The organism is Streptomyces cupreus (assembly GCF_014257025.1).
Taxonomy (GTDB): Bacteria; Actinomycetota; Actinomycetes; order Streptomycetales; family Streptomycetaceae; genus Streptomyces; species Streptomyces cupreus.
This window is the reverse complement of record NZ_JACMSF010000033.1, coordinates 1-23,100: the sequence shown is the minus strand read 5'-3', so window position 1 is coordinate 23,100 and position 23,100 is coordinate 1. Positions and strand designations below refer to the sequence as shown.

16 protein-coding genes are annotated in these 23,100 nt (G+C 70.7%); 8 read left to right on the top strand and 8 right to left on the bottom strand.

Annotated features, from left to right (window positions below):
* Positions 1-268 precede the first annotated feature (268 nt).
* From H4N64_RS26880 to H4N64_RS26860, 5 genes are read left to right on the top strand one after another with little or no spacing between them, the layout of a single operon-like run.
* Entirely contained in the window at positions 269-3,118 is a 2,850-nt protein-coding gene (locus tag H4N64_RS26880; RefSeq protein WP_186285005.1) for a nitrate- and nitrite sensing domain-containing protein, read from the top strand.
* Positions 3,115-3,552 (top strand): roadblock/LC7 domain-containing protein, encoded by a 438-nt coding sequence (locus H4N64_RS26875; RefSeq protein ID WP_186285004.1) that lies wholly within the window; start codon positions 3,115-3,117, stop codon positions 3,550-3,552. The genes H4N64_RS26880 and H4N64_RS26875 overlap by 4 nt, the downstream gene beginning before the upstream one ends.
* Positions 3,553-3,561: 9 nt before the next feature.
* Positions 3,562-3,957, top strand: a complete 396-nt coding sequence (locus H4N64_RS26870; protein WP_186285003.1) for a DUF742 domain-containing protein — start codon at positions 3,562-3,564, stop codon at positions 3,955-3,957.
* 24 nt (positions 3,958-3,981) lie between these two features.
* Entirely contained in the window at positions 3,982-7,599 is a 3,618-nt protein-coding gene (locus tag H4N64_RS26865; RefSeq protein WP_186285002.1) for a hydantoinase B/oxoprolinase family protein, read from the top strand.
* Entirely contained in the window at positions 7,580-8,185 is a 606-nt protein-coding gene (locus H4N64_RS26860; protein WP_186285001.1) for a GTP-binding protein, read from the top strand. Before H4N64_RS26865 ends, H4N64_RS26860 begins: the two co-directional genes overlap by 20 nt.
* Positions 8,186-8,262: 77 nt before the next feature.
* Here the strand turns inward: H4N64_RS26860 and glpK are convergent, their stop codons facing one another.
* From glpK to H4N64_RS26835, 5 genes are all read right to left on the bottom strand, one after another.
* Entirely contained in the window at positions 8,263-9,774 is a 1,512-nt protein-coding gene (glpK, locus tag H4N64_RS26855; RefSeq protein ID WP_186285000.1) for a glycerol kinase GlpK, read from the bottom strand.
* A gap of 22 nt (positions 9,775-9,796) precedes the next feature.
* Entirely contained in the window at positions 9,797-10,522 is a 726-nt protein-coding gene (locus tag H4N64_RS26850; protein ID WP_186284999.1) for an MIP/aquaporin family protein, read from the bottom strand.
* Positions 10,523-10,850: 328 nt separating this feature from the next.
* Positions 10,851-12,509, bottom strand: coding sequence for an EAL domain-containing protein (locus H4N64_RS26845; protein WP_186284998.1), 1,659 nt, complete (start codon positions 12,507-12,509; stop codon positions 10,851-10,853).
* Between the two features lie 121 nt (positions 12,510-12,630).
* Positions 12,631-13,821: a lipid-transfer protein gene (locus H4N64_RS26840; protein ID WP_186284997.1), complete on the bottom strand. Its 1,191-nt coding sequence runs from the start codon at positions 13,819-13,821 to the stop codon at positions 12,631-12,633.
* Positions 13,822-13,825: 4 nt separating this feature from the next.
* Positions 13,826-14,248, bottom strand: coding sequence for a zinc ribbon domain-containing protein (locus H4N64_RS26835; RefSeq protein ID WP_186284996.1), 423 nt, complete (start codon positions 14,246-14,248; stop codon positions 13,826-13,828).
* Between the two features lie 160 nt (positions 14,249-14,408).
* Between H4N64_RS26835 and H4N64_RS26830 the strand changes: the two genes are divergently transcribed.
* On the top strand, positions 14,409-14,945 hold the full coding sequence (locus H4N64_RS26830) for an NUDIX domain-containing protein (protein WP_186284995.1): 537 nt from the start codon (positions 14,409-14,411) through the stop codon (positions 14,943-14,945).
* 2 nt (positions 14,946-14,947) lie between these two features.
* Here H4N64_RS26830 and H4N64_RS26825 read toward each other — a convergent pair whose 3' ends face one another.
* Positions 14,948-17,314, bottom strand: coding sequence for a glycoside hydrolase family 31 protein (locus tag H4N64_RS26825; protein WP_186284994.1), 2,367 nt, complete (start codon positions 17,312-17,314; stop codon positions 14,948-14,950).
* 213 nt (positions 17,315-17,527) lie between these two features.
* Here H4N64_RS26825 and H4N64_RS26820 point away from each other — a divergent pair, with 213 nt between their 5' ends.
* Both H4N64_RS26820 and H4N64_RS26815 read left to right on the top strand, forming a co-directional pair.
* The gene (locus tag H4N64_RS26820) at positions 17,528-19,495 is read left to right on the top strand and encodes an acetoacetate--CoA ligase (RefSeq protein ID WP_186284993.1); all 1,968 of its coding nucleotides are present in this window, start codon (positions 17,528-17,530) and stop codon (positions 19,493-19,495) included.
* Between the two features lie 138 nt (positions 19,496-19,633).
* On the top strand, positions 19,634-20,527 hold the full coding sequence (locus tag H4N64_RS26815) for a hypothetical protein (RefSeq protein ID WP_186284992.1): 894 nt from the start codon (positions 19,634-19,636) through the stop codon (positions 20,525-20,527).
* A 71-nt stretch (positions 20,528-20,598) separates the two neighbouring features.
* Here H4N64_RS26815 and ptsP read toward each other — a convergent pair whose 3' ends face one another.
* Positions 20,599-22,269 carry a phosphoenolpyruvate--protein phosphotransferase gene (gene ptsP / locus H4N64_RS26810; RefSeq protein ID WP_186284991.1) on the bottom strand — a complete coding sequence of 557 codons (1,671 nt, stop codon included), beginning with the start codon at positions 22,267-22,269 and terminating at the stop codon, positions 20,599-20,601.
* 78 nt (positions 22,270-22,347) lie between these two features.
* Positions 22,348-22,797, bottom strand: coding sequence for a PTS sugar transporter subunit IIA (locus H4N64_RS26805; protein ID WP_186284990.1), 450 nt, complete (start codon positions 22,795-22,797; stop codon positions 22,348-22,350).
* Positions 22,798-23,100 lie beyond the last annotated feature (303 nt).

Sequence of the window (23,100 nt, the reverse complement as noted above, 5' to 3'; positions counted from 1 at the left end):
ACGAACGACATCGCCCGAAGATTCCCAACGAAGGAAAAATTCCAGCCAATTGACATTGCGGACGAGTAGGGCCGGTTCCACCGGCCGACGCCGGAATCCGGTAGGCAATCTCCCCCAATGACCGGACAACTCCCCATGTCTCCTCCCCGGTGCGGAAGTTCAGCTTCCGGATGGCTCTTCGAGTTACCTGTGCGTCGGTAGTAGGCTCGCGCCGTTTGTTGACGCACATGTGTACCCCCGGCCCGCGGGGGTCGAGCTGGGGGAGGCCATGCGCTTTCGCGGGAAGTCCATCCGCCGGAAGATCGTGGCGTTGCTTCTCGTGCCGCTGGTGTCCCTCACCGCGATCTGGGGCTTCGCCACGGTACTGACGGGTCGTGAGGCACAAGACCTGTTCAACGTGTCGTCCGTCGTGGAGAAGATCGGCTACCCCGTCGAGGACACGGTCCGTGTCCTCCAGCAGGAACGCCGTCAGACGCTTGTCCACCTCGCCGACCCGCGCGCCTCCGACGGGCTCGCCGCCCTGAGGCGCAGCCGCAGCGCCACCGACGAAGCCGTCGCCGAGATCCGCAAGAACGCCAAGAACCCCGACGTGCGCGACGCGATGGGCCAGGGCACGGACGAGCGCCTCACCGCCGTCCTTGACGCCTTCGACGGCATCGCCTCCCTGCGCCGCAGCGTCGAGGACGGCACCGTCAACCGGGCCACGGCCTTCCACTTCTACAACAGCCTGGTCGACCCCTGCTACGTCCTGCTCGCCAACCTCCACGTCGTCGACAACGTGGAGATGGACAAGCAGTACCGAGCCCTCGTCAACCTCGCGCGCGCCCGCGAACTGCTCTCCCGCGAGGACGCCCTCCTCGGCTCCGCCCTGATCGTCGGCAAGCTCTCGCGCGACGAGGTCCGCGACGTCTCCGCCTACGCCGCCCAGCGCACCCTGATCTACGACGTCAACCTCCCCCTGCTGCCCTCCTGGGAGCGGGACCGCTTCACGCGCTTCTGGAAGAACGCCGCCAGCGCCCCGCTCCGCGTCGCCGAGGAGTCCGCCGTCGCGACGGGTGCCGGCACGCCCAGCGGCGTCACGGCGAAGAGCTGGGACACCGAGGCCGGCAATGTCCTCGAAGAGCTCGCCGAGCTCAACGACCAAGCGGGCGACCGCTACCAGGACCGCGTCCGGCCGGTCGCCATGGGCGTCATCGCCAAGGCGGCCATCGCCGGAGTGCTCGGTCTCGTCGCCCTGCTGCTCTCGCTGTTCCTGTCCGTGCGCATCGGCCGCGGCCTCATCCGCGACCTGCGACAGCTGCGCCTGGAGGCCCACGAGGCGTCCGGTGTCCGGCTGCCCAGCGTGATGCGCCGTCTGTCGACGGGCGAACAGGTCGACGTGGAGACCGAGGTGCCGCGCCTGGAGTACGACAAGAACGAGATCGGCGAGGTCGGCCAGGCCCTCAACACCCTCCAGCGCGCCGCCGTCGAGGCCGCCGTCAAACAGGCCGAGCTGCGCGCCGGCGTCTCCGAGGTCTTCGTCAACCTCGCCCGCCGCAGCCAGGTACTCCTTCACAAGCAGCTCACCCTCCTCGACACCATGGAACGCCGGACCGAGGACACCGACGAACTCGCCGACCTGTTCCGCCTGGACCACCTGACCACCCGTATGCGCCGGCACGCCGAGGGCCTGGTGATCCTCTCCGGCGCCGCCCCCTCCCGGCAGTGGCGCAAGCCCGTCCAGCTCATGGACGTGGTGCGGGCCGCCGTCGCCGAGGTCGAGGACTACGAGCGCATCGAGGTCCGCCGACTGCCCCGCGTCGCCGTCACCGGCCCGGCGGTCGCCGACCTCACCCACCTCGTGGCCGAACTCCTGGAGAACGCCACCGTGTTCTCCCCGCCGCACACCGCCGTCCAGGTGCTCGGCGAACGCGTCGCCAACGGCTTCACCCTGGAGATCCACGACCGCGGACTCGGCATGGCCGCCGACGCTCTCCTGGACGCCAACCTGCGGCTCGCCGAGACCCCCGAGTTCGAGCTCTCCGACACCGACCGGCTTGGTCTCTTCGTGGTCAGCCGGCTCGCCCAGCGCCAGAACGTACGGGTCTCCCTCCAGCCGTCCCCGTACGGCGGCACCACGGCCGTCGTGTTCATCCCCGATGCCCTGCTGACGGACGACGTACCGGACACCAACGGCATCGGCTTCCGTCTGGACCGGCCCGGCCCCTCCAAGGAGGCCGAGCTGGAGGAGACCCGTCGGCTGCAGGAGAGCCGCAGGGCTGCCCTCGCCCAGGTGCCGGTACAACTGCCCGGCCTGCCCACCCAGCGCCTGGACGGGCCGGTCGAGCTGGAGGCGCCCGTCGACCTGGACGCCCTGGACGACTTCCCGGACGGACTGGACGAGGAGGACGGGGAGCGCGGCGGCCTGTTCCGCCCGCGCCGAACCCACCTCGCCCGCGCGGAGGACACTGCCACCGCCCGCCACGACGCGCCGGACTCCGCCGGCCCGGACCATGACGCCCCGGAGCACCACCTGAGCGCCGCGGTTCCGCTGCCCCGGCGCCGGACGCCCAAGCTGGTCAGCTCGCACGGGCGCCCGGTCACCGAGCAGGGCCCCGGGCGCGACGAGGCCGAGGAGCCCCCGACCGGCGCCGCCCGCCACGAGCCGGACGCCCCGGCACCGCTGCCGACCCGGCGGCGCGGGGACGCGCCCCTGCGCCGCGGCCCCGGCACTTCCGAACCGGTCGGTGAGCGAACCGGCACAGGCTCCGCCACAGGCAGGGACCCCTCCGGGCAGCCCCCCGCGCTACCCCGGCGCACCCGGCGCGCGGAGATCGAGTCGAGCAACCCGAACACACCGGACCGGCGTCCGGCCCCCATGCCGCAGCAGACCGGCTCCGGTGCGGGACCGCTGCCCCGGCGCGTGCGCCAGGCCAACCTGGCCCCACAGCTCAAACGGGATCCCGCCCGACCGACCGAGGGCTCGACCGAGCCCGCCGAGCGGGACGCCGACGAGGTACGCAACCGCATGGCCTCGCTCCAGCGGGGCTGGCAGCGCGGCCGCGAGGAGAACGCCGCGGGCGACGACGCCCACAGCGGCACAGCACCACGAGGAACGACAAAGGGGGACGGTCCATGACCGCACCGAAGGTGACCGGCCAGACCGCGACCACCGCGTCCGGCGAGCTCAACTGGCTCCTCGACGACCTGGTGGACCGCGTCGCCAGCATCCGCAAGGCCATCGTGCTCTCCGGCGACGGACTGCCGACGGGCGCGTCCAAGGACCTGACCAGGGAGGACAGCGAGCACCTGGCCGCCGTCGCCTCCGGCTTCCACAGCCTCGCCAAGGGCGTGGGCCGCCACTTCGAGGCCGGTAGCGTGCGGCAGACGGTCGTCGAGCTCGACGACGCCTTCCTGTTCGTGACGGCCGCCGGGGACGGCAGCTGCCTGGCCGTTCTCTCGGACGCCGACTCGGACGTCGGCCAGGTCGCGTACGAGATGACGCTCCTGGTCAAGCGGGTCGGTGTGCATCTGGGCACCGCTCCGCGCACCGATCTGCCCGCGGGCGGGTAGTGGGATGACATGAGCGCAGACGGTCAGGGAAGAAGCCACTGGTTCGACGACGAGGCCGGACCGGTCGTCCGTCCGTACGCCATGACGCGCGGCCGCACCACCAGCGCGGCCCAGCACCGCCTCGACCTCATCGCGGTGGTCGTCACGGAGTCGCACGCGGACGATCCGGAACCGGACTCGACCCTGTCCCCGGAACATGTGGACATCGTCGAGCTGTGCCGTGACACCCCGCAGTCGGTCGCCGAACTCGCCGCCGAACTCGACCTTCCCATCGGAGTGGTACGGGTCCTCGTCGGGGACCTGGTGGACGGGGAACTCGTCCATGTGAACCGGCCCGTTCCCCCGGCGGAACTGGTCGACGAGAGTATCCTGCGCGACGTGATCAACGGCCTCCGGGCGCTGTGACCGGCGCGGAAGCGGGGTAGTGACGTGACTGGCTGGCAGTTCTGGGTCGATCGAGGCGGCACCTTCACCGATATCGTCGCGCGACGTCCGGACGGCCGTCTGCTCACGCACAAGCTGCTCTCGGAGAACCCGGCACGCTACTCCGATGCGGCCGTCGAGGGCGTACGCCGTTTGATGAACGGCTCGGAGGAACCCGTCGAGGCCGTCCGTATGGGTACCACCGTCGCCACCAACGCCCTCCTGGAACGCAAGGGCGAGCGCACCCTCCTGGTCGTCACCCGCGGCTTCCGCGACGCCCTGCGCATCGCCTACCAGAACCGCCCCCGCATCTTCGCCCGCCGCATCGAACTCCCGGAGCTGCTGTACGAGCGGGTCGTCGAGGTCGACGAGCGCATCGCCGCCGACGGCACCGTCCTGCGCGCCCCCGACCTGGAAGCCCTCTCCGGGCCGCTGCAAGAGGCTTACGACGACGGGATCCGCGCCGTGGCCGTGGTGTGCATGCACAGCCATCTCCACCCGGCCCACGAGCAGGCGGTCGGGCAACTGGCCACCCGGATCGGCTTCCCCCAGATCTCGCTGTCCAGCGAGGTCAGCCCGCTGATGAAGCTCGTCCCGCGTGGGGACACCGCCGTCGTCGACGCCTACCTCTCGCCCGTACTGCGCCGCTACGTCCAGCACGTCGCCGACGAACTCCACGGTGTGCGGCTGATGTTCATGCAGTCCAACGGCGGGCTCGCCGAAGCAGGGCAGTTCCGTGGGAAGGACGCCATCCTCTCCGGCCCCGCCGGCGGCATCGTCGGCATGGCCCGGATGTCGCAGCTGGCCGGATTCGACCGGGTGATCGGCTTCGACATGGGCGGCACCTCCACCGACGTGTCGCACTTCGCGGGCGAGTACGAACGCGTGTTCACCACCCAGATCGCCGGTGTCCGGCTGCGCGCCCCCATGCTGGACATCCACACCGTCGCGGCGGGCGGCGGCTCCGTCCTCCACTTCGACGGCTCCCGCTACCGGGTGGGACCCGACTCGGCGGGCGCGGACCCCGGCCCCGCCTGTTACCGCGGCGGCGGGCCGCTTGCCGTGACCGACGCCAATGTCATGCTCGGCCGCATCCAACCGGCCCACTTTCCGCTGGTGTTCGGCCCCGACGGCGACCAGCCGCTCGACGCGGACCTCGTCCGCGGCCGCTTCGCCGCCCTCGCGCGCGAGATCAGAGAACGCACCGGCGACGACCGCACCCCCGAGCAGGTCGCCGAGGGCTACCTCCAGATCGCCGTCGCCAACATCGCCAACGCGGTCAAGCGGATCTCCGTGCAGAAGGGCCACGACGTCACCCGCTACGCCCTCACCACCTTCGGTGGTGCGGGCGGACAGCACGCCTGCATGGTCGCCGACTCGCTCGGCATCCGCACCGTCCTCGTCCCGCCCATGGCCGGCGTCCTGTCCGCGCTCGGGATCGGCCTCGCCGACACCACCGCCATGCGCGAACAGTCCGTCGAGGCCCCCCTGGAGACCGCCTCGATGCCGGGCGTCCTCAAGACCGCCGACGACCTGCAAGCCGCCGCCCGCACCGAACTCCTCGCCGAGGACGTCCCCGAGGACCGCGTCAAGGTCATCCGTCGCGCGCAGCTCCGCTACGACGGCACCGACACCACCCTCACCGTCGAGCTCAACGAGCCCGACACCATGCGCCGCACCTTCGAAGAACGTCATCGCGCCACGTACTCCTTCATCCTCGACCGCCCGATCGTCGTCGAAGCCCTCTCCGTCGAAGCCACCGGCATCACCGAACCCCCCGATCTGTCCGCCCTTGCCACCCACCAGGGCCGTGCCTCCGCCCCCGACACCGTCCGCCTCCACACGGGCGGCGTCTGGCGCGACGTACCCCTCCACCGCCGCGAGGACCTTCCTCCCGGCGAGTCCGTCAGCGGCCCCGCGATCATCGCCGAGGCCGGCGCGACGACCGTCGTCGACGACGGCTGGCGGGCCGCGACGACCGACGACGGGCATCTGGTCATGGAACGTGCGGCGATTACGGAGAGTTCCGATCTCGACACAAAAGTCGATCCGGTTCTGCTGGAGGTCTTCAACAACCTCTTCATGTCGATCGCCGAGCAGATGGGCGCCCGTCTGGAGTCCACCGCCCAGTCCGTCAACATCAAGGAGCGCCTGGACTTCTCCTGCGCCCTCTTCGACCCCGACGGAAACCTGGTGGCCAACGCCCCGCACATCCCCGTCCACCTGGGCTCGATGGGCACCAGCGTCAAGGAGGTCATCCGGCGCCGCGGCGACTCGATGCGGCCCGGCGACACCTACGCGGTCAACGATCCGTACCACGGCGGCACCCACCTGCCCGACGTCACCGTGATCACCCCGGTCTTCGACACGCAGGGTGACCGGATCCTTTTCTACGTCGCCTCCCGCGGCCACCACGCCGAGATCGGCGGTATCGCCCCCGGCTCCATGCCCGCCAACAGCCGGACCATCGAGGAGGAGGGCATCCTCTTCGACAACTGGCTGCTCGCAGAGGACGGCAGCTTCCGCGAGGAGGAGACCCTCCGCCTGCTCACCGAGGCGCCTTACCCCTCCCGCAACCCGAAGACCAACCTCGCCGACCTGCGCGCCCAGATCGCGGCCAACCGGAAAGGCGTCGACGAAGTCGCCCGCATGATCGAGGACTTCGGCCTCGACGTCGTCCAGGCCTACATGAGGCACGTCCAGGACAACGCCGAGGAAGCCGTCCGCCGCGTCATCGACGCCCTCGACGACGGCGAGTACGCCTACGAGACCGACTCCGGCGCCGTCATCCGCGTACGCGTGCGCGTGGACCGCGAGAACCGTTCCGCCACCGTCGACTTCACCGGCACCTCCCCGCAGCTGACCACCAACTTCAACGCCCCCTTCTCCGTGGTCAACGCGGCCGTCCTGTACGTCTTCCGCACCCTCGTCGACGACGACATCCCGCTCAACGACGGTTGTCTGCGCCCCCTGAGGATCGTCGTGCCGCCCGGCTCCATGCTCGCCCCCGAACCGCCGGCCGCGGTCGTCGCGGGCAACGTGGAGACCTCCCAGGCGATCACCGGCGCGCTCTACGCGGCGCTCGGCGTCCAGGCCGAGGGCTCGGGCACCATGAACAACGTCACCTTCGGCAACGAACGCCACCAGTACTACGAGACCGTCGCCTCCGGATCCGGCGCGGGAGACGGCTTCCCCGGCGCGCCCGTCGTACAGACCCATATGACCAACTCGCGGCTCACCGACCCCGAGGTCCTGGAGTGGCGACTGCCCGTACAGCTCGACGAGTTCGCCGTCCGGCGCGGCAGCGGCGGGGCCGGACGGTGGCGGGGAGGGGACGGCGCGGTGCGCCGGATCCGCTTCCACGAGCCCATGACCGTCTCCACACTCTCCCAGCACCGCAGGGTCCCGCCCTACGGCCTGGCAGGCGGCGAACCCGGTGCACTCGGCGCCAACCGTGTGGAACGGGCGGACGGCACGGTCACCGCACTCGACGGCAGCGACACGGCGGACGTCGGCCCCGGCGACGTACTCGTCATCGAAACCCCCGGCGGCGGAGGCTACGGCCCACCGTCGCCCGACCCCCATCAAGCAGGAGAAGAGATCGATGATCTTCGGGCGTTCTGAGCGCGGCAAGCCCCCGGTCGAGCCCGTCACGCTCAAGATCCTCGTGGCCGGCGGTTTCGGGGTGGGCAAGACCACCCTGGTCGGCGCGGTCAGCGAGATCAGGCCGCTGCGCACCGAGGAGTTCCTCACCGAGGCCGGCCGCCCCATCGACGACACGAGCGGGGTGGAGGGCAAGAACACCACCACCGTGGCGATGGACTTCGGCCGTATCACCCTGCGCGAGGACCTCGTGCTGTACCTCTTCGGGACGCCCGGCCAGGAGCGGTTCTGGTTCATGTGGGACGAGCTCTCCGAGGGTGCGCTCGGCGCCGTCGTACTGGCCGACACTCGCCGGCTGGAGGACTGCTTCGCCGCCGTCGACTACTTCGAACGGCGCTCCATACCCTTCCTCGTCGGCGTCAACTGCTTCGAGGGAGCGGCCCGTTACCCGGCCGAGGACATCAAGCGGGCCCTCGACCTCGACGACGACGTACCCCTCGTGCTGTGCGACGCACGCGACAGGGAGTCCGTCAAGGAGGTCCTCATCGGCGTCGTCCAGCACGCGATGGCCCAGGCGGCCGACCGCAGGCAGGCCGTCACCACCTGAACCGGCGTGCGCACGGCCCGTACCCCCACCGACCGGGGTACGGGCCGCGGCTCGTGGAGCTCCGCACGCGCGCGTGTCTACTCCTCGCCGTCCTCCAGCCAGCCGAAGCTCTTCTCCACGGCCTTGCGCCAGTTGCGGTACTCACGGTCCCGCACCGCCGCCTCCATCGACGGCGTCCACTCGACGTCCTTCTGCCAGTGGGCCTTGAGCTCGTCGAGGTCGTTCCACACACCGGTCGCGAGCCCGGCCGCGTACGCGGCGCCCAGGCAGGTCGTCTCGGACACCCTGGGCCGGATCACCGGCACATCGAGCACATCCGCCTGGTGCTGCATGAGCAGGTTGTTCTTCGTCATGCCGCCGTCCACCTTCAAGGTGGTGATCTGCACCCCGGAATCCTGGTACATGGCGTCCACGACCTCGCGCGTCTGCCAGCTCGTCGCCTCCAGCACCGCACGCGCGAGATGCGCCTTGGTGACGTACCGGGTGAGCCCGGTGACCACCCCGCGCGCGTCGGAGCGCCAGTACGGCGCGAACAGGCCGGAGAACGCGGGCACGATGTACGCGCCGCCGTTGTCGTCGACGCTCGCCGCCAGGGACTCGATCTCGTCCGCGGTACGGATGATGCCGAGCTGGTCGCGGAACCATTGGACCAGCGCGCCCGTTATGGCAATCGACCCCTCCAGGCAGTACACGGGCGCCTCACTGCCGATCTTGTAGCCCATCGTCGTCAGCAGGCCGCTCTTCGACGGCACCGGCCGGTTGCCGGTGTTGAGCAGCAGGAAGCTGCCCGTTCCGTACGTGTTCTTCGCCGTGCCCACGTCATAGCAGGCCTGCCCGAAGATCGCCGCCTGCTGGTCGCCCAGCGCGGAGGCGACCGGCACCCCGGCGAGCTGGCCGACCGCGGTGCCGTACACCTCGGCGGACGAGCGGATCTCGGGCAGCACCGCCTCGGGGACGTTCATGGCGGAGAGGATCGAGGAGTCCCACTGAAGGGTCTCCAGGTTCATCAGCATGGTGCGCCCGGCGTTCGTCACGTCGGTCACATGGTGGCCGCCGTCCGTGCCGCCCGTGAGGTTCCAGATCAGCCAGGAGTCGATGGTGCCGAAGGCGATCTCCCCGCTCTCGGCACGAGCCCGCAGCCCGGGCACGTTGTCCAGCAGCCAGGCCGCCTTGGGCCCGGAGAAGTAGCTGGCCAGCGGCAGCCCGGTCTGCTCGCGGAAACGGTCCTGCCCGTCCGAGCCGCCGAGCTGGTTGCACAGCGCCGAGGTGCGGGTGTCCTGCCACACGATCGCGTTGTGCACGGGCTTGCCCGTCGCGCGGTCCCACAGGACGGTCGTCTCGCGCTGGTTGGTGATGCCGAGCGCGCTGAGCTGGTCGGCGCGCAGTCCGGCCTTGGCGATGGCCCCGGCGACCACCGCCTGCACCTTGGACCAGATCTCGGTGGCATCGTGCTCCACCCAGCCCGGCTTGGGGAAGATCTGGCGGTGTTCGCGCTGGTCGACGGCGACGATCGCGCCGTTCTGGTCGAAGATGATGCAGCGGCTGGAGGTGGTGCCCTGGTCGATAGCGGCGACGAACTTGTCCGTCATGACGTCCCCTTCGTCGGTTCCTTCAGAAGGCTGCGTTGAAGATGAGCCCGGACAGCGCCCCGCCGATCAGCGGTCCCACCACCGGGATCCACGCGTAACCCCAGTCCGAGGTGCCCTTGTTGGGGATCGGCAGGACGGCGTGCGTCAGCCGCGGTCCGAGGTCGCGGGCCGGGTTGATGGCGTATCCGGTGGGACCGCCGAGCGACAGACCGATGCCGACCACCAGGAAGGAGACGATCAGGATCGCCGTACCGGACTCGCCGAGTCCCTTGGTCAGCCCGAACGCCAGGATCGGCAGCACCAGTCCGATGGTCGCGATGATCTCGGTGATGAGGTTCGCCACGGGATTGCGGATCGCGGGCGCGGTGGAGAAGATCCCGAGGGTCGGCTGCGCCTTGTCCTCCTCCGCGTTGGCCTGGAACTGCGCGAAGTAGACCAGCCAGCACAGCACCGCGCCGAGGATCGCGCCGACCATCTGCCCGGCGACGTAGATGTGGACCTTGTCCCAGTCCCCGGTGTCGATGGCGATCCCCAAGGTCACCGCCGGGTTCAGATGCCCACCGGACAGCGGCGCGGCCGTGTACGCCCCGGCCATCACCCCGAAACCCCAGCCGAACGCGATGACGACCCAGCCCGCGTCCTTCGCCTTTGAGTAGTTCAGTACGACGGCGGCGACGACTCCGGCGCCGAACAGGATCAGGATCGCGGTTCCGATGACCTCACCGAGGAAGATGTCTCCATTGCTCATGGCGGCTCCTAGGCCCTGGCCCGGGGTGATCGACCCCGGTCCTCCGTGCAGGGTGCGTTTCCCACGGCGACTTCAGCCGAAGGCAGGGAAGGTCCCGCGCCCCGCCCGGCGTCCGTGACGAGCGTGCCGTCGTCGCATCGCCCGTGGGGAGTGGCCGTGGCTGGATCAGGCGGAGCCCGCGCGGCACAGTGCCTGGTACGCCGTGAATGTACGGCGATGCCGACTGACACCGGAAGTGTTCACCGATGTCCCAAGGGCGTCAAGGTCGCGGACGGCAACGGTTGAGGGCACGTCCGTGCGGCCGTACGTGACACCGACAGGCCCGGATTCAGCCCCTGCCCGGCTCTGCGACCGCCCACTGCGCCTGTGCCTGCGTGGCCGCTGCTCCGGCCCCGCGCCGGATCTCATGGCCCGGCAGCCCCGCCCGGCCCAGCACCCAACTGGCCCCGCGCAAGGACTTCGCGGCCTGTTTGAGCGGCGCGAGGCAGGCGGCCGCCTGCCGGTGGTCCACGACACTCCCTGGCGCACACAGGACCGTCGCGAGGGACAGCGTGACGGGACGTCCGCCCGCCGACCAGGGGGCGTCCAGCACGGTGGCGGCCAGCGGATCAAGGCCCTCCGGATCCGCGAGCACCAGGAAGTCGTCGCCGCCGATGTGCCCCACGCGCGTACTGCCGGACGCGGCGTGCTGCAACGTCCGTCCCACGGCCCGGATCAACTCGTCGCCCGCCGCGAATCCCGCCCCGTCGTTGACCTGTTTGAAGTGATCGACATCAAGCCAGCTCAGGGCGAACGTCCGCCCGTCCGCGATCCGCCGGTCCACCTCACCGGTGATGGCGTCCGAACCGGGCAGCCGCGTCAGCGGGTTGAGCCCGGCCGCCTCCTCGACACGCGACTCGGCGAGCGCCCGCACGAGGTCCGCGAGCCGTACGACGCCCACACACCGCCCGTACCGGTCCACGACCGCCACGTCGTCGGACGTACGGTCCCGGCCGCCGACCGCCACGACGTCCAGCACCTCCCAGGCGGTGGCGTCGACGCCGACCGTCCGAGGCGGATCGCCGAGCTTGAACGCCGGCCGATCGGCGTACAGGGCATGGCCGTAGCGCCCCGACATGGACAGCAGGAAGCGGGAGCGGTGCACCGAGCGCACGGGCACCCCGCGCGTGTCCACGAGCAGCACCCCGGACACGTCCGGTGACCCGGTCAGGAGAGTGCGCACCTGACCGGCCGACGCGGTGGCCGGCAGCAGCGCGGCGGGCCGTACGAATTCCCGGACAGCCGGACCCGAACGCTGCGGCGCTCCGCCACCGGGGCGGCGGGGTGGAACGTATACGTCCGCTGCGGGCAGCCGGGCGGGCGGCGCGAACAACTCGCCCTGCGCCAGCTGCGCCCCGGCCGAAACCGCCGCCGCGCACTGCAGTTCAGTCTCGACACCCTCCACGCACAGCAGCGCCCCCAACTCGTCGCACAGCGTCCGCATCGCGCGCACGGCCGCCGCCCGCGCCAGCAGCGACGCGTCGAGCTTGACCAGGTCGGGCGCCAGATCGACGAGCAGCCGCAGGGGTACGTCGCCGTCTCCGACGCCGTCCGCACTGATCCGGAAGCCCTGCTCCCGCAACCCGGCCACCGCCTCCAGCAGCGCCTGCTGAGGCACGTGTGTGTACGGCGGGACGATGTCGAGGGTCACCTCCCAGGGCATCCGCCCCGCTTCCCGTACGGCGTCGGCCAGTTGGGCCAGTCCGCCGAGGTCGGCGAGGGTGCCGGCGAAGACGTTGACGTGCAGCGGCAGCAGGGTCTCCTTGCGGGCCGCCGCCCGGACGGCCGACACGGCGAGGCCGCCGTCGAGTTCAGGATCCCGCCGGGCCTCGGCCAGGATGTCGCCGGCCTCCGGACGGGCAAGAACCTCCAGCCCCGCCACTCCACCGGTCGTCAGATTGACCACCGGCTGGAAGGCGAAGCGGAGAGTATCCGACCAGGAGTGCACGGGAGCATACTCGCGCTCCCTTCACGCGCCCGAGCCCAGTTCATGAGACGTTCACGCAGGATTCCGGGATGGTCACAGAGCGTGGAAAGCTGGCGTAGCCGCCCCTCATCCACCGCCCGCGTCAGCGCACCGCGATCACTGCCGAGCCGTGCCCGAACAACCCCTGGTTCGCCGAGACGCCCACGCGCGCGTCCGCTATCTGCCGCTCGCCCGCGAATCCCCTCAACTGCCAGGTCAGCTCGCAGACTTGGGCGATGGCCTGGGCGGGGACGGCCTCGCCGAAGGAGGCGAGCCCGCCGCTGGCGTTCACGGGTATGCGCCCGCCCGGGCTCGTCGCGCCCTCCCGCAGCAACTTCGCGCCCTCGCCCTCGGCGCACAACCCCAGATCCTCGTACCACTGCAACTCCAGCGCGGTGGACAGGTCGTAGACCTCCGCGAGGGAGAGATCCTCGGGCCCGATGCCGGCCTCCTCGTAGGCAGCGGTGGCGATCGACGCCCGGAACGGCTCCGCGGCGGGCTCCGCCGCGACCGCCGAGTCCGTCGCGATGTCCGGCAGGTCGAGGACGGTGTTGGGGTAGCGCGGGGTCACCGTGGACACCGCGCGGATCCGCACCGGCTCCGCCACGCAGTGCCGCCGCGCGAACTCCATGCTGGACAGCACCAGCGCCGCCCCGCCGTCGGAGGTCGCGCAGATGTCCAACAGCCGCAGCGGATCGGCGACCACCGCGGAGGCCGCCACCTCCTGCGCCGTGACCCGTTTGCGATAGCGCGCGTGCGGATTCAACGCCCCCATGGCGGAGTTCTTCACCTTGACCTGCGCGAAGTCCTCGGGCGTGTCTCCGTGCAGGGCCATGCGCCGCCGCGCGTACAGCCCGAAGTACGTCGGATTCGTCGCCCCGAGCACCCGGAACCGGAGCCAGTCCGGATCGTCGGGCCGGTCTCCTCCCGCCGGCCGGAAGAAGCCCTTGGGGGCGGCATCGGCTCCCACCACGAGCACCGTCTCCGCGAGCCCCGCCAGGATCTGCGCCCGCGCGGCACCGATGGCCTGCGCCCCGGACGCGCATGCCGCGTACACGCTGGTGACCCGGGCGCCCTGCCAGCCGAGCGCCTTCGCGAACGTGGCCCCGGCGACATATCCCGGATAGCCGCCCCGCACCGTGTCCGCGCCGACGATCGACCGGATGTCCCGCCAGTCCAACTCCGCGTCGGCGAGCGCGGCACGAGCGGCCGCCGCCCCGTACTCGACGAAGCTGCGCCCCCGCTTGCCCCAGGGATGCAGTCCCACACCGAGCACCGCCACATCCTCCGTCATGCCGTCACCGCCCCCTCGTCGGCCGCCACTGCCAGGTCGTCCAGACCGTCTCCGCGTCCTCATGGAGCACGCCCGGTACGACCTCCACCTCCATGCCCACCGCCAGATCACCCACAGTGACCCCGGGAACCGCCTGCCCCAGCACCACCAGGCCTTCGGCGGCCAGCTCCACTGCGATCAACGTGTACGGCTCCCACGGAAGTTCCGGATCGGTCACATAGGGTGACGGTGGCCGATAACGGCTGTCCGTGTACGACCAGACGCGGCCCCGGCGGGACAGCGGGACCTCCTTCAGGTCGCCACCCGGACACGCGGGGTTGCGGCAGTGCGCGTCCTCGCGGGGGAAGAAGACCGATGCGCAGGCGGAGCAGCGCGTTCCGAGAAGCCGGAAGCCGTCTCCGTCCCCGATGAACCATCCGGCGACCACGGGTGTGCGTGTACGTGACAAAACCCCTCCCCGGAAACAGATCTGACGAAACGTCAGAAGTGTGCCACGAGCATCCGGGAATGGGCACCGGTCCCTCCACCACGGTGCATCGCCCGCCCCCCGGAAGACGTCCTTCCCGTGATCGGCTACAGTCCGCCGCGTGTCCGAAACTCAACACTCCAACGCCAACTCCGCGCTCGGCTCCCATTGTTCGAGCTGCGGAGCGCCCTATGGAGAGGGCGTCACCGGCTGGCCCCGCACCTGCCCGGTCTGCGGCACCCTCGCCTACCGCAATCCGCTCCCGGTCGCCGTCGCGCTCCAGCCCGTGTACGACACGAAGGGCACCGCCCTGGTCGTCATCACCCGCACGGTCGCTCCCGCGCGCGGGGGCATCGCACTGCCCGGCGGCTACATCGACGACCGCGAGGACTGGCGGCAGGCCGTCGTCCGCGAACTCAAGGAAGAGACCGGCATCGACGCCGCCGCCCGGGAGGTACGGCTCGTGGACGCGATGAGCTCGCCCGACGGCCATCTGCTGCTGTTCGGGCTGCTCCCGGAACGGCCGGCCGACAACCTCCCGGCGTCCGCACGGACGGACGAGACGGAGGGCTGGCACCTCCTGCGCCGCCCCGAGGAGCTCGCCTTCCCCCTGCACACCGTGGCCGTACGGGCCTGGTTCGAGGGCCGCTACATCTGAGCTCAGGCCCGCCCGAGCCCTCGCAGCCGCACCGGGTAGGGCGGCTCACTCACGCCGCCCTCACCCTCCCGCTCCACGACCACCTGCCGGCCCTCCCAGCGGGCGACGTACCGCTCGACCTCCGGTTCGTCCCAGCCGTCGCCCGCGTCCGGCACGACCAGCCCACCCCCGGTCCTGCCCCGAGGCGGCGCCCACACCTCCAGCTCCAGTCCGCCGTCCTCCCCACGCACGGGCATGACGGCACCCGCGCGCGCGAGCACCGGGATACGGGACAGCGGTGCGTCGACCAGCACCTGCCCCGGCCCCTCGTGCACACGCTCCGTCGCCGTGTTGTACCACCGCCCCCGCGGCAACTGCACCGCACGCCGGTCCGCGCCCGGATCGAGGACCGGAGCCACCAGCAGACAGTCACCCAACAGGAACGCGTCCTCGCAGTCACGCAAGGCCCGGTCCTCAGGGGCGCCCCACCAGAGCGGCCGCACATAGGGCGCCCCGGTACGCCGAGCCAGATGCGCCAGCGTCAGGAAATACGGCAGCAGCCGCCGGCGCTCCAGGAGCGCCACGCGTGCGTGCTCCAACACATCGAGGCCGAACTCCCACGGTTCCCTGCGCCCCGCCCGCAGACTCGCGTGCGTACGGAACAGCGGCAGATACGCGCCCAGTTGGAACCACCGCAAATACAGCTCGGCAGACGGACTCCCGTCGAATCCCCCCACATCCGGCCCCGAGTACGGCACCCCGCACAGCCCGAGCCCCATCACCAGCGACAGCGAGGCGCGCAGCCCCGGCCACCCCGTCGCCACGTCGCCCGACCACGTCCCGCCGTAGCGCTGGAGACCGGCCCACCCGGAACGGGAGAAGACGAAGGGCCGCTCAAGGGGCGCCAGTTCGCGCAGTCCCTCGTACCCCGCCCTTGCCATGCACAGCGCGTAGACGTTGTGCGCCTCGCGATGGTCGCCGCCCCGCCCCTCCAGGGAATGCCGGGCGGAACGCGGCAACGTCGACTCCCCGAACGCGGTGAACGACGTGGGTTCGTTCATGTCGTGCCAGAAGCCCGCGAACCCCTGCGCCAGCCGTTCCTCGTAGAGCCCGCCCCACCACTCACGCACACGCGCGTGCGTGAAGTCCGGAAACACCGCTTCCCCCGGCCAGACGACTCCCTCGACCAGGCGGCCGGAGGCATCCCGCACGAACGCGTCCACCGCCCTCCCGCTGTCGTACACCGCATTGCCCGGAGCGGCCTTGACCGCCGGGTCGACGATCGACACCAGCCGGACCCCGTCCCGTCGCAGCTCCTCGGCGAGCTGGGGCAGCTTGGGGAAGCGGTCATGATCGACGGTGAACACCTGATGGCCGTCATAGTGGTCGATGTCCAGGTGGACCGCGTCCAGAGGCAGCCCGCGCTCCAGATACCCCGCCACGATCCTCCGCACTTCCTGCTCGCTGCCGAAGCCCCACCGCGCGTGATGGTGCCCGAGCGCCCACGCGGGCGGCAGAGCCGGCGCCCCCGTCAGCGAAGCCCAGGTGAGCAGCACGCGCGCGGGAGTGCCCACCATGACCCAGCAGCGCAGCGGCCCGCCCTCCATCCGCACCTCGCACGTCCCCGCCCGGTCGTGCCCGGAACCGGCCCCCTCCTCGCCCTCCCGCAACGTCACCGTGCCGTCCCACGAGGTGTCGTGGAACACCAGATGCGTGGCCGCGTCGGCCACCACCATCTGCACCGGCATCGTGATGTACAGCGGATCGTCGTCCGGCCCGAACGCCCGCCCGGGGTCGGTGTTCCACAGCCGGTACGTTCCGTCCCGCAGCCGGGGCCCCGACGCCCGCCCGCCGAGCCCGAAGAAACGCGCGTCCGCGGCCACTTCCGAGCGCTGCATCCAGCGCGCCGGGCCCCCCTCCACCGGCTCCCACCACCGAGGCGGCAGATCACGGCGCAGGGTGACGCCACCGGGCGTCCGCACCTCCACGGCACCGTGCCGCGAGACCACGACCGTCACCCGTTCGGCCACCACCCGCCAGCCGCCGTCCTTGTCCGGCTCCAGCACGGCCCGGGGATCCGGATCCGGGCAACGACCGGCGAGCGCGTACGACGGCTCCGCCTCCGCCCCGTCCCAGCCCCAGAACACGGCGCCGTTCACGGTCACCGTGATCCGCAACAGAGTCCGACTGAACCGAAGGACGCCACCACCAGGACCGGGCTCCACATGCTGCACGGGACCGGGCACACGCGCGCGTTCGGCCCCCCTGGGCGGCAGCCCGGCGGCGTCCGCGCGCCGCCTGCGCCATGCCGCCCGCACGGTACGCAACCCCTGGGCCGCCCCCGCAGAACCGACCACCTTCACCGAACGCACCAGGTCACGACCGTCCATGCTGCTCAGCCTGCCATTGACTGCCCCACGCGTGCGTGCCGTTCAACTGCCGTTCACCCGTGCCGGGACCACATCTTCACGACACGGACTATGTGGGGGGCACCCTGGTGCAGGAGTCGATCACATGGCATCGTCCGTGTCAGCCGCGTCACGCGCACACCCCAGCTCGTGCGCGGACGACGCACACGACGCGCACAGTCCGGGAGCCGCCCCATGTCGACCCTGAACCCCGAGCCGCTCTGGCAGCCCGATCCGGAACGCATCGCCCACGCACAGGTCACGAAGTTCCAGGCCTGGGCGGCGGAACGCCACGGAGCACCGGCCGAAGGCGGCTACGCGGCACTGCACCGCTGGTCCGTCGACGAACTGGACACGTTCTGGCAAGCCGTCACCGAGTGGTTCGACGTACGGTTCTCGACGCCGTACACGCGCGTGCTGGGCAGCCGCGCGATGCCCGGCGCCCAGTGGTTCCCCGGGGCAACCCTGAACTACGCCGAGCACGCCCTCCGCGCCGCCGCGACCCGCGCCGACGAACCCGCGCTCCTCCACGTCGACGAGACCCACGAACCGAGCCCGGTCACCTGGGCCGAACTGCGCCGCCAGGTCGGCTCCCTCGCCGCCGAACTGCGCGCGCTCGGTGTACGCCCCGGAGACCGTGTCAGCGGCTACCTCCCGAACATCCCGCAGGCCGTCGTCGCCCTCCTCGCCACGGCCGCCGTGGGCGGCGTATGGACCTCCTGCGCTCCCGACTTCGGCGCCCGCAGCGTCCTCGACCGTTTCCAGCAGGTCGAACCGGTCGTCCTGTTCACCGTCGACGGCTACCGCTACGGCGGCAAGGAACACGACCGCCGCGACACCGTCGCAGAACTGCGCAGCGAACTGCCCACCCTGCGTGCCGTCGTCCACATCCCGCTCCTCGGCACCGAGGCACCCGACGGCGCCGTGGAATGGTCGGCCCTCACCAGCGCCGACATCGAACCCGTCTTCGAGCAGGTGCCCTTCGACCACCCCCTGTGGGTGCTCTACTCGTCCGGCACCACCGGTCTGCCCAAGGCCATCGTCCAGTCCCAGGGCGGCATCCTCGTCGAGCACCTCAAGCAGCTCGGCCTGCACTGCGACCTCGGCCGCGAGGACACCTTCTTCTGGTACACCTCGACCGGCTGGATGATGTGGAACTTCCTCGTCTCCGGCCTCCTGACCGGCACCACGATCGTCCTGTACGACGGCAGCCCCGGCTACCCGGACACCGGCGCCCAGTGGCGCGTCGCCGAACGCACCGGCGCCACCCTCTACGGCACCTCCGCCGCGTACGTCATGGCCTGCCGCAAAGCGGACGTGCACCCGGGGCGCGACTTCGACCTCTCGAAGGTGCAGTGCGTCGCCACCACCGGTTCGCCCCTGCCGCCCGACGGCTTCCGCTGGCTGCACGACGAGGTCCGCGAGGACCTCTGGATCGCCTCCGTCAGCGGCGGAACCGATGTCTGCTCCTGCTTCGCGGGAGCCGTACCGACCCTGCCCGTCCACATCGGAGAGCTCCAGGCCCCCAGCCTGGGCACCGACCTGCAGTCGTGGGACCCGAGCGGTAAGCCCCTCATCGACGAGGTCGGCGAGCTCGTGGTCACCAACCCGATGCCGTCCATGCCGATCCACTTCTGGAACGACCCCGACGGCAGCCGCTACCACGACAGCTACTTCGACACCTACCCCGGCGTCTGGCGGCACGGAGACTGGATCACCGTCACCGCACGCGGCTCGGTCGTCATCCACGGCCGCTCCGACTCCACGCTCAACCGCCAGGGCGTCCGAATGGGCTCGGCCGACATCTACGAAGCCGTCGAGCGGCTTCCCGAGATCAAGGAATCCCTCGTCGTCGGCATCGAACAGCCCGACGGCGGCTACTGGATGCCGCTCTTCGTCCACCTGGCTCCCGGCGCGGTCCTCGACGAGGCCCTGCTCAACCGCATCAAGCAGACCATCCGGGAACACCTCTCACCACGCCACGTCCCCGACGAGGTCATCGAGGTACCGGGCGTCCCACACACCCTCACCGGCAAGCGCATCGAGGTCCCCGTCAAGCGCCTCCTCCAGGGCACCCCCTTGGACAAGGCCGTCAACCCGGGCTCCATCGACAACCTCGACCTCCTGCACTTCTACGAGGAACTCGCCCGCAAGCGGGCCTGACCGACCCGCACCGGAACACCCCGCAACCTGGCCTCGGACCGCCGAGCAAGACGGCAAAGTCCGAGGCCAGGCCCATTGTCAGTGCCGCCGGTTACCGTGAGTGAGCATTGATCGACCGTGCACGCACAGGGGGAAAACATGGCGCACACCGACCACCAGACCATGCGACGCGTCCTGCGCCGCGAAATCGCCGGCACCATCGGCCTGCTCACCGACGAGTACGACTTCCGCGCCATGCGGCGCTATCGCAGCTTCGCCTTCGACGACCACACGACCTACCTCCAACAGGTCGAGGCCCTCCTCAAAACCCGAGCCTCCCAGGGCAGCCACACGACAGTGGCCCTCTTCGACCCCCAGGAGTACGCCGAATTCTGCGCGGACACCGGCCTGGACCCCGACATCGCGTCCAGCCGCACACGCTTCACCGCCGCACTCGCGACCACAGGCCCCAGCCTTCCCTACGACGGCCAGCCCCTGGCCGACCTCGTCCCGGACCTCATCGACGAGGCCGTCCGCCAGGCCACCTGGGAGTATGCATCCACCCTCCTGGCCCGCCTGGGCGCATGCGCCACCTGTGGCGAGGACATCGGCCGTGCCGCCTTCGCCCGGGCCTCGTCCCTGCTCGTCCGCATCCTCGACACCGCCGGGCCCGGCCACCGACATCTCGTCTGCAGCGTCTCCGGCACACCAGAAGCACTGGTCTCCGTCCTGCACGCCGACGAGGACACGAGCGGCACCACAGAACTCGACGAGGCCGAAGCCCTCGAATTCACCACGGTCCTGGCCCTCGGCATCGCCACCCACAGCCCCGGCGGACTCGTCATGCGCACCAGTACACCCGGCACCACCGACACCATCTACGGCTGGCGCCTGCGCGGAGACGGCCTCGAACCCCTCACCGCGGGCGAGGTCTTCGACGCCTACTGCACCGACATCGAGTCCGGCGATCTCATCTCCCCGGAGTCAGGCGTCGACTACACCGTCCCGCCGGACCTCGGAGAAGCGGGAGCAGCCTCCGGACACACCCACTGAACGCGGGAGGGGCGCCCCACCCGAAGGTGGAGCGCCCCTCCCAAGACCAGGCGAATGGCGCCCAGGACCGACTACTCGCCGGACAGCACGGCCTGAGCCGCGCTGCGTGCCTCCTCGGCGCTGTCCGCCGCCCGCGCGGCCGCCGCGGCGCGCTCGCACTGAGCCAGCGTGTACTTCGCGAGGGTCGCCCGCACATAAGGAATCGACGCCGCACCCATGGAAAGGGAGGTGACACCCAGACCCGTCAGCACACACGCGAGCAGCGGGTCGGACGCCGCCTCACCGCAGACACCACAGCTCTTGCCCTCCGCCTTCGCCGCCTCCGCGGACAGCGCCACCAGGTCCAGCAGCGCCGGCTGCCACGGGTCCTGCAGACGGGACACCGCGCCCACCTGACGGTCGGCGGCGAACGTGTACTGGGCGAGGTCGTTGGTGCCCAGGGACAGGAACTCGACCTCCTGAAGGATCGAGCGCGCCCGCAGCGCCGCCGACGGGATCTCCACCATCGCGCCGAACTTCGCCCGAAGTCCGGCGGCACGGCAGGCGTCCGCGAACGCCTTGGCGTCGGCACGGTCGGCCACCATCGGGGCCATGACCTCAAGGTAGACCGGCACACCCTCGGCCGCCTTGGCGAGCGCCGTCAGCTGGGTGCGCAGAATCTCCGGGTGGTCGAGCAGCGTCCGCAGGCCGCGCACGCCCAGCGCCGGGTTCGGCTCGTCGGCCGGAGTGAGGAAGTCCAGCGGCTTGTCCGCGCCCGCGTCCAGCACTCGCACGACGACACGGCCCTCGGGGAAGGCCTCAAGCACCTGACGGTAGGCCTCGACCTGCTTCTCCTCCGACGGCGCGTTCTTGCTGTCATCGAGGAAGAGGAACTCGGTACGGAACAGACCGACACCCTCGGCACCGGCCTCGACCGCGGCCGGCACGTCCGACGGGCCACCCACGTTGGCCAGCAGCGGCACCTTGTGGCCGTCGGCTGTGGCGCCCGGACCGGTCGAGGCCGCCAGCGCGGCCTTGCGCTCGGCGGCCGCGGCCTCCAGCTGTCCCCTCTTCTCCTCGCTGGGGTTCACGAAGATCTCGCCGGTGCTGCCGTCGACAGCGATCATCGTGCCCTCGGCGAGCTCACCGACACCGGGCAGCGCCACGACGGCCGGAACACCGAGAGCCCGCGCCAGGATCGCGCTGTGGCTGGTCGGTCCGCCCTCCTCGGTGACAAAGCCGAGCACCAGGGTCGGATCCAGCAGTGCCGTGTCCGCCGGTGCGAGGTCCCGGGCCACAAGGACGTAAGGCTCGTCGCTGTCCGGGACGCCCGGCATCGGCACCCCGAGAAGACGGGCGACGATACGATTCCGCACGTCGTCGAGGTCGGCCACCCGGCCGGCCAGGTACTCCCCGGCACTCGCCAACAGCTCGCGATACGCGGCGAAGGCGTCGTACACCGCGCGCTCCGCGGTGCTGCCGACGGCGATACGGCGCTCCACGTCCGCCATCAGCTCGGGATCCTGGGCCATCATGGCCTGGGCCTCAAGAACCGCCTGGGCTTCGCCCCCCGCCAGATTGCCGCGCGCAATCAGGTCGGCTGCCACAGCCTCCACGGCCTTGCGGGCGCGCCCCTGTTCACGCTCCGCCTCCTCCGCCGGAATCTGCTTGGCCGGCGGTTCGAGGACCGCCGTTCCCATGTGCCGAACCTCGCCGATCGCCACACCGTGGCTCACGCCGACGCCTCGCAGCGTTGTCTCCATCTCACCCGTCTCCGTTAGTGTGGCGGGTCCCGCCGCCGCGGTGGTTGTCCCTACTTGCCGTCATGGACGGCGCTGACGTCACTTCCAGAGGAAGAGGCTGTCGCCGGCCTTCACATCGCCCTCGTCACGGAGATCGGCAAGAGCCTCGGCGGTGGCCTCAAGAGCGACGATCGGGCACACCGGGGACTTTCCGGCGGCCTCGACGGCGGTCGGGTCCCAGCGCACCACGCCCTGACCACGGGTCACGGTGTCGCCCTTGTTCACGAGCAGCTCGAAGCCCTCGCCGTTGAGCTGCACGGTGTCGATGCCCAGGTGGGTGAGCACGCCATGGCCCTGGTCGTCCACTACTACGAACGCGTGCGGGTGGAGGGAAACGATGACCCCGTCCACCGGGGATACGGCCTCGGAAGGCTCGCGGACGGGGTCGATCGCTGTGCCCGGGCCGACCATGGCTCCGGAGAAGACCGGATCCGGCACTGCCGCCAGTCCGATGGCGCGTCCTGCCAGCGGGGACGTCACGGTGGTCATGGGAAGCCTCCCAGGGGTGGAGATTCAAATGGGCCGTCACTGCCTGTACCGGACGGCGCACTGTTGAGCAGGGTATGTCATGTGAACTACCGGTTCCGCGTGAAGAGGAGCCGTCCAGTGGTCTAGACCATACCCCCAAACGATTTGCACCCGCTCCGCGGCCCCGTGTACAGTCGTACTCCTGCTTGAGGCTGAGCGACGCAAACCAAGCGCCTTTGCCTGGCAGCACCCAACTTGTCAGATCCTATCTCGGGGTCACCTTCTGCATGCCCGCAGGACGGTGGTCAGAGAGCCGGAAAAACC

Bases quoted from the DNA above. Each gene is read 5' to 3' on its own strand.
- H4N64_RS26840 (WP_186284997.1), bottom strand. From the start codon at position 13,821: ATGACGGAGGATGTGGCGGTGCTCGGTGTGGGACTGCATCCCTGGGGC.
- glpK (WP_186285000.1), bottom strand. From the start codon at position 9,774: ATGACGGACAAGTTCGTCGCCGCTATCGACCAGGGCACCACCTCCAGC.
- H4N64_RS26805 (WP_186284990.1), bottom strand. From the start codon at position 22,797: ATGACCACCGTGACGTCCCCGCTGGCAGGACGCGCCATCGGACTGGCG.
- H4N64_RS26870 (WP_186285003.1), top strand. From the start codon at position 3,562: ATGAGCGCAGACGGTCAGGGAAGAAGCCACTGGTTCGACGACGAGGCC.
- H4N64_RS26880 (WP_186285005.1), top strand. From the start codon at position 269: ATGCGCTTTCGCGGGAAGTCCATCCGCCGGAAGATCGTGGCGTTGCTT.
- H4N64_RS26820 (WP_186284993.1), top strand. From the start codon at position 17,528: ATGTCGACCCTGAACCCCGAGCCGCTCTGGCAGCCCGATCCGGAACGC.
- H4N64_RS26850 (WP_186284999.1), bottom strand. From the start codon at position 10,522: ATGAGCAATGGAGACATCTTCCTCGGTGAGGTCATCGGAACCGCGATC.
- H4N64_RS26860 (WP_186285001.1), top strand. From the start codon at position 7,580: ATGATCTTCGGGCGTTCTGAGCGCGGCAAGCCCCCGGTCGAGCCCGTC.
- ptsP (WP_186284991.1), bottom strand. From the start codon at position 22,269: ATGGAGACAACGCTGCGAGGCGTCGGCGTGAGCCACGGTGTGGCGATC.
- H4N64_RS26875 (WP_186285004.1), top strand. From the start codon at position 3,115: ATGACCGCACCGAAGGTGACCGGCCAGACCGCGACCACCGCGTCCGGC.
- H4N64_RS26815 (WP_186284992.1), top strand. From the start codon at position 19,634: ATGGCGCACACCGACCACCAGACCATGCGACGCGTCCTGCGCCGCGAA.
- H4N64_RS26825 (WP_186284994.1), bottom strand. From the start codon at position 17,314: ATGGACGGTCGTGACCTGGTGCGTTCGGTGAAGGTGGTCGGTTCTGCG.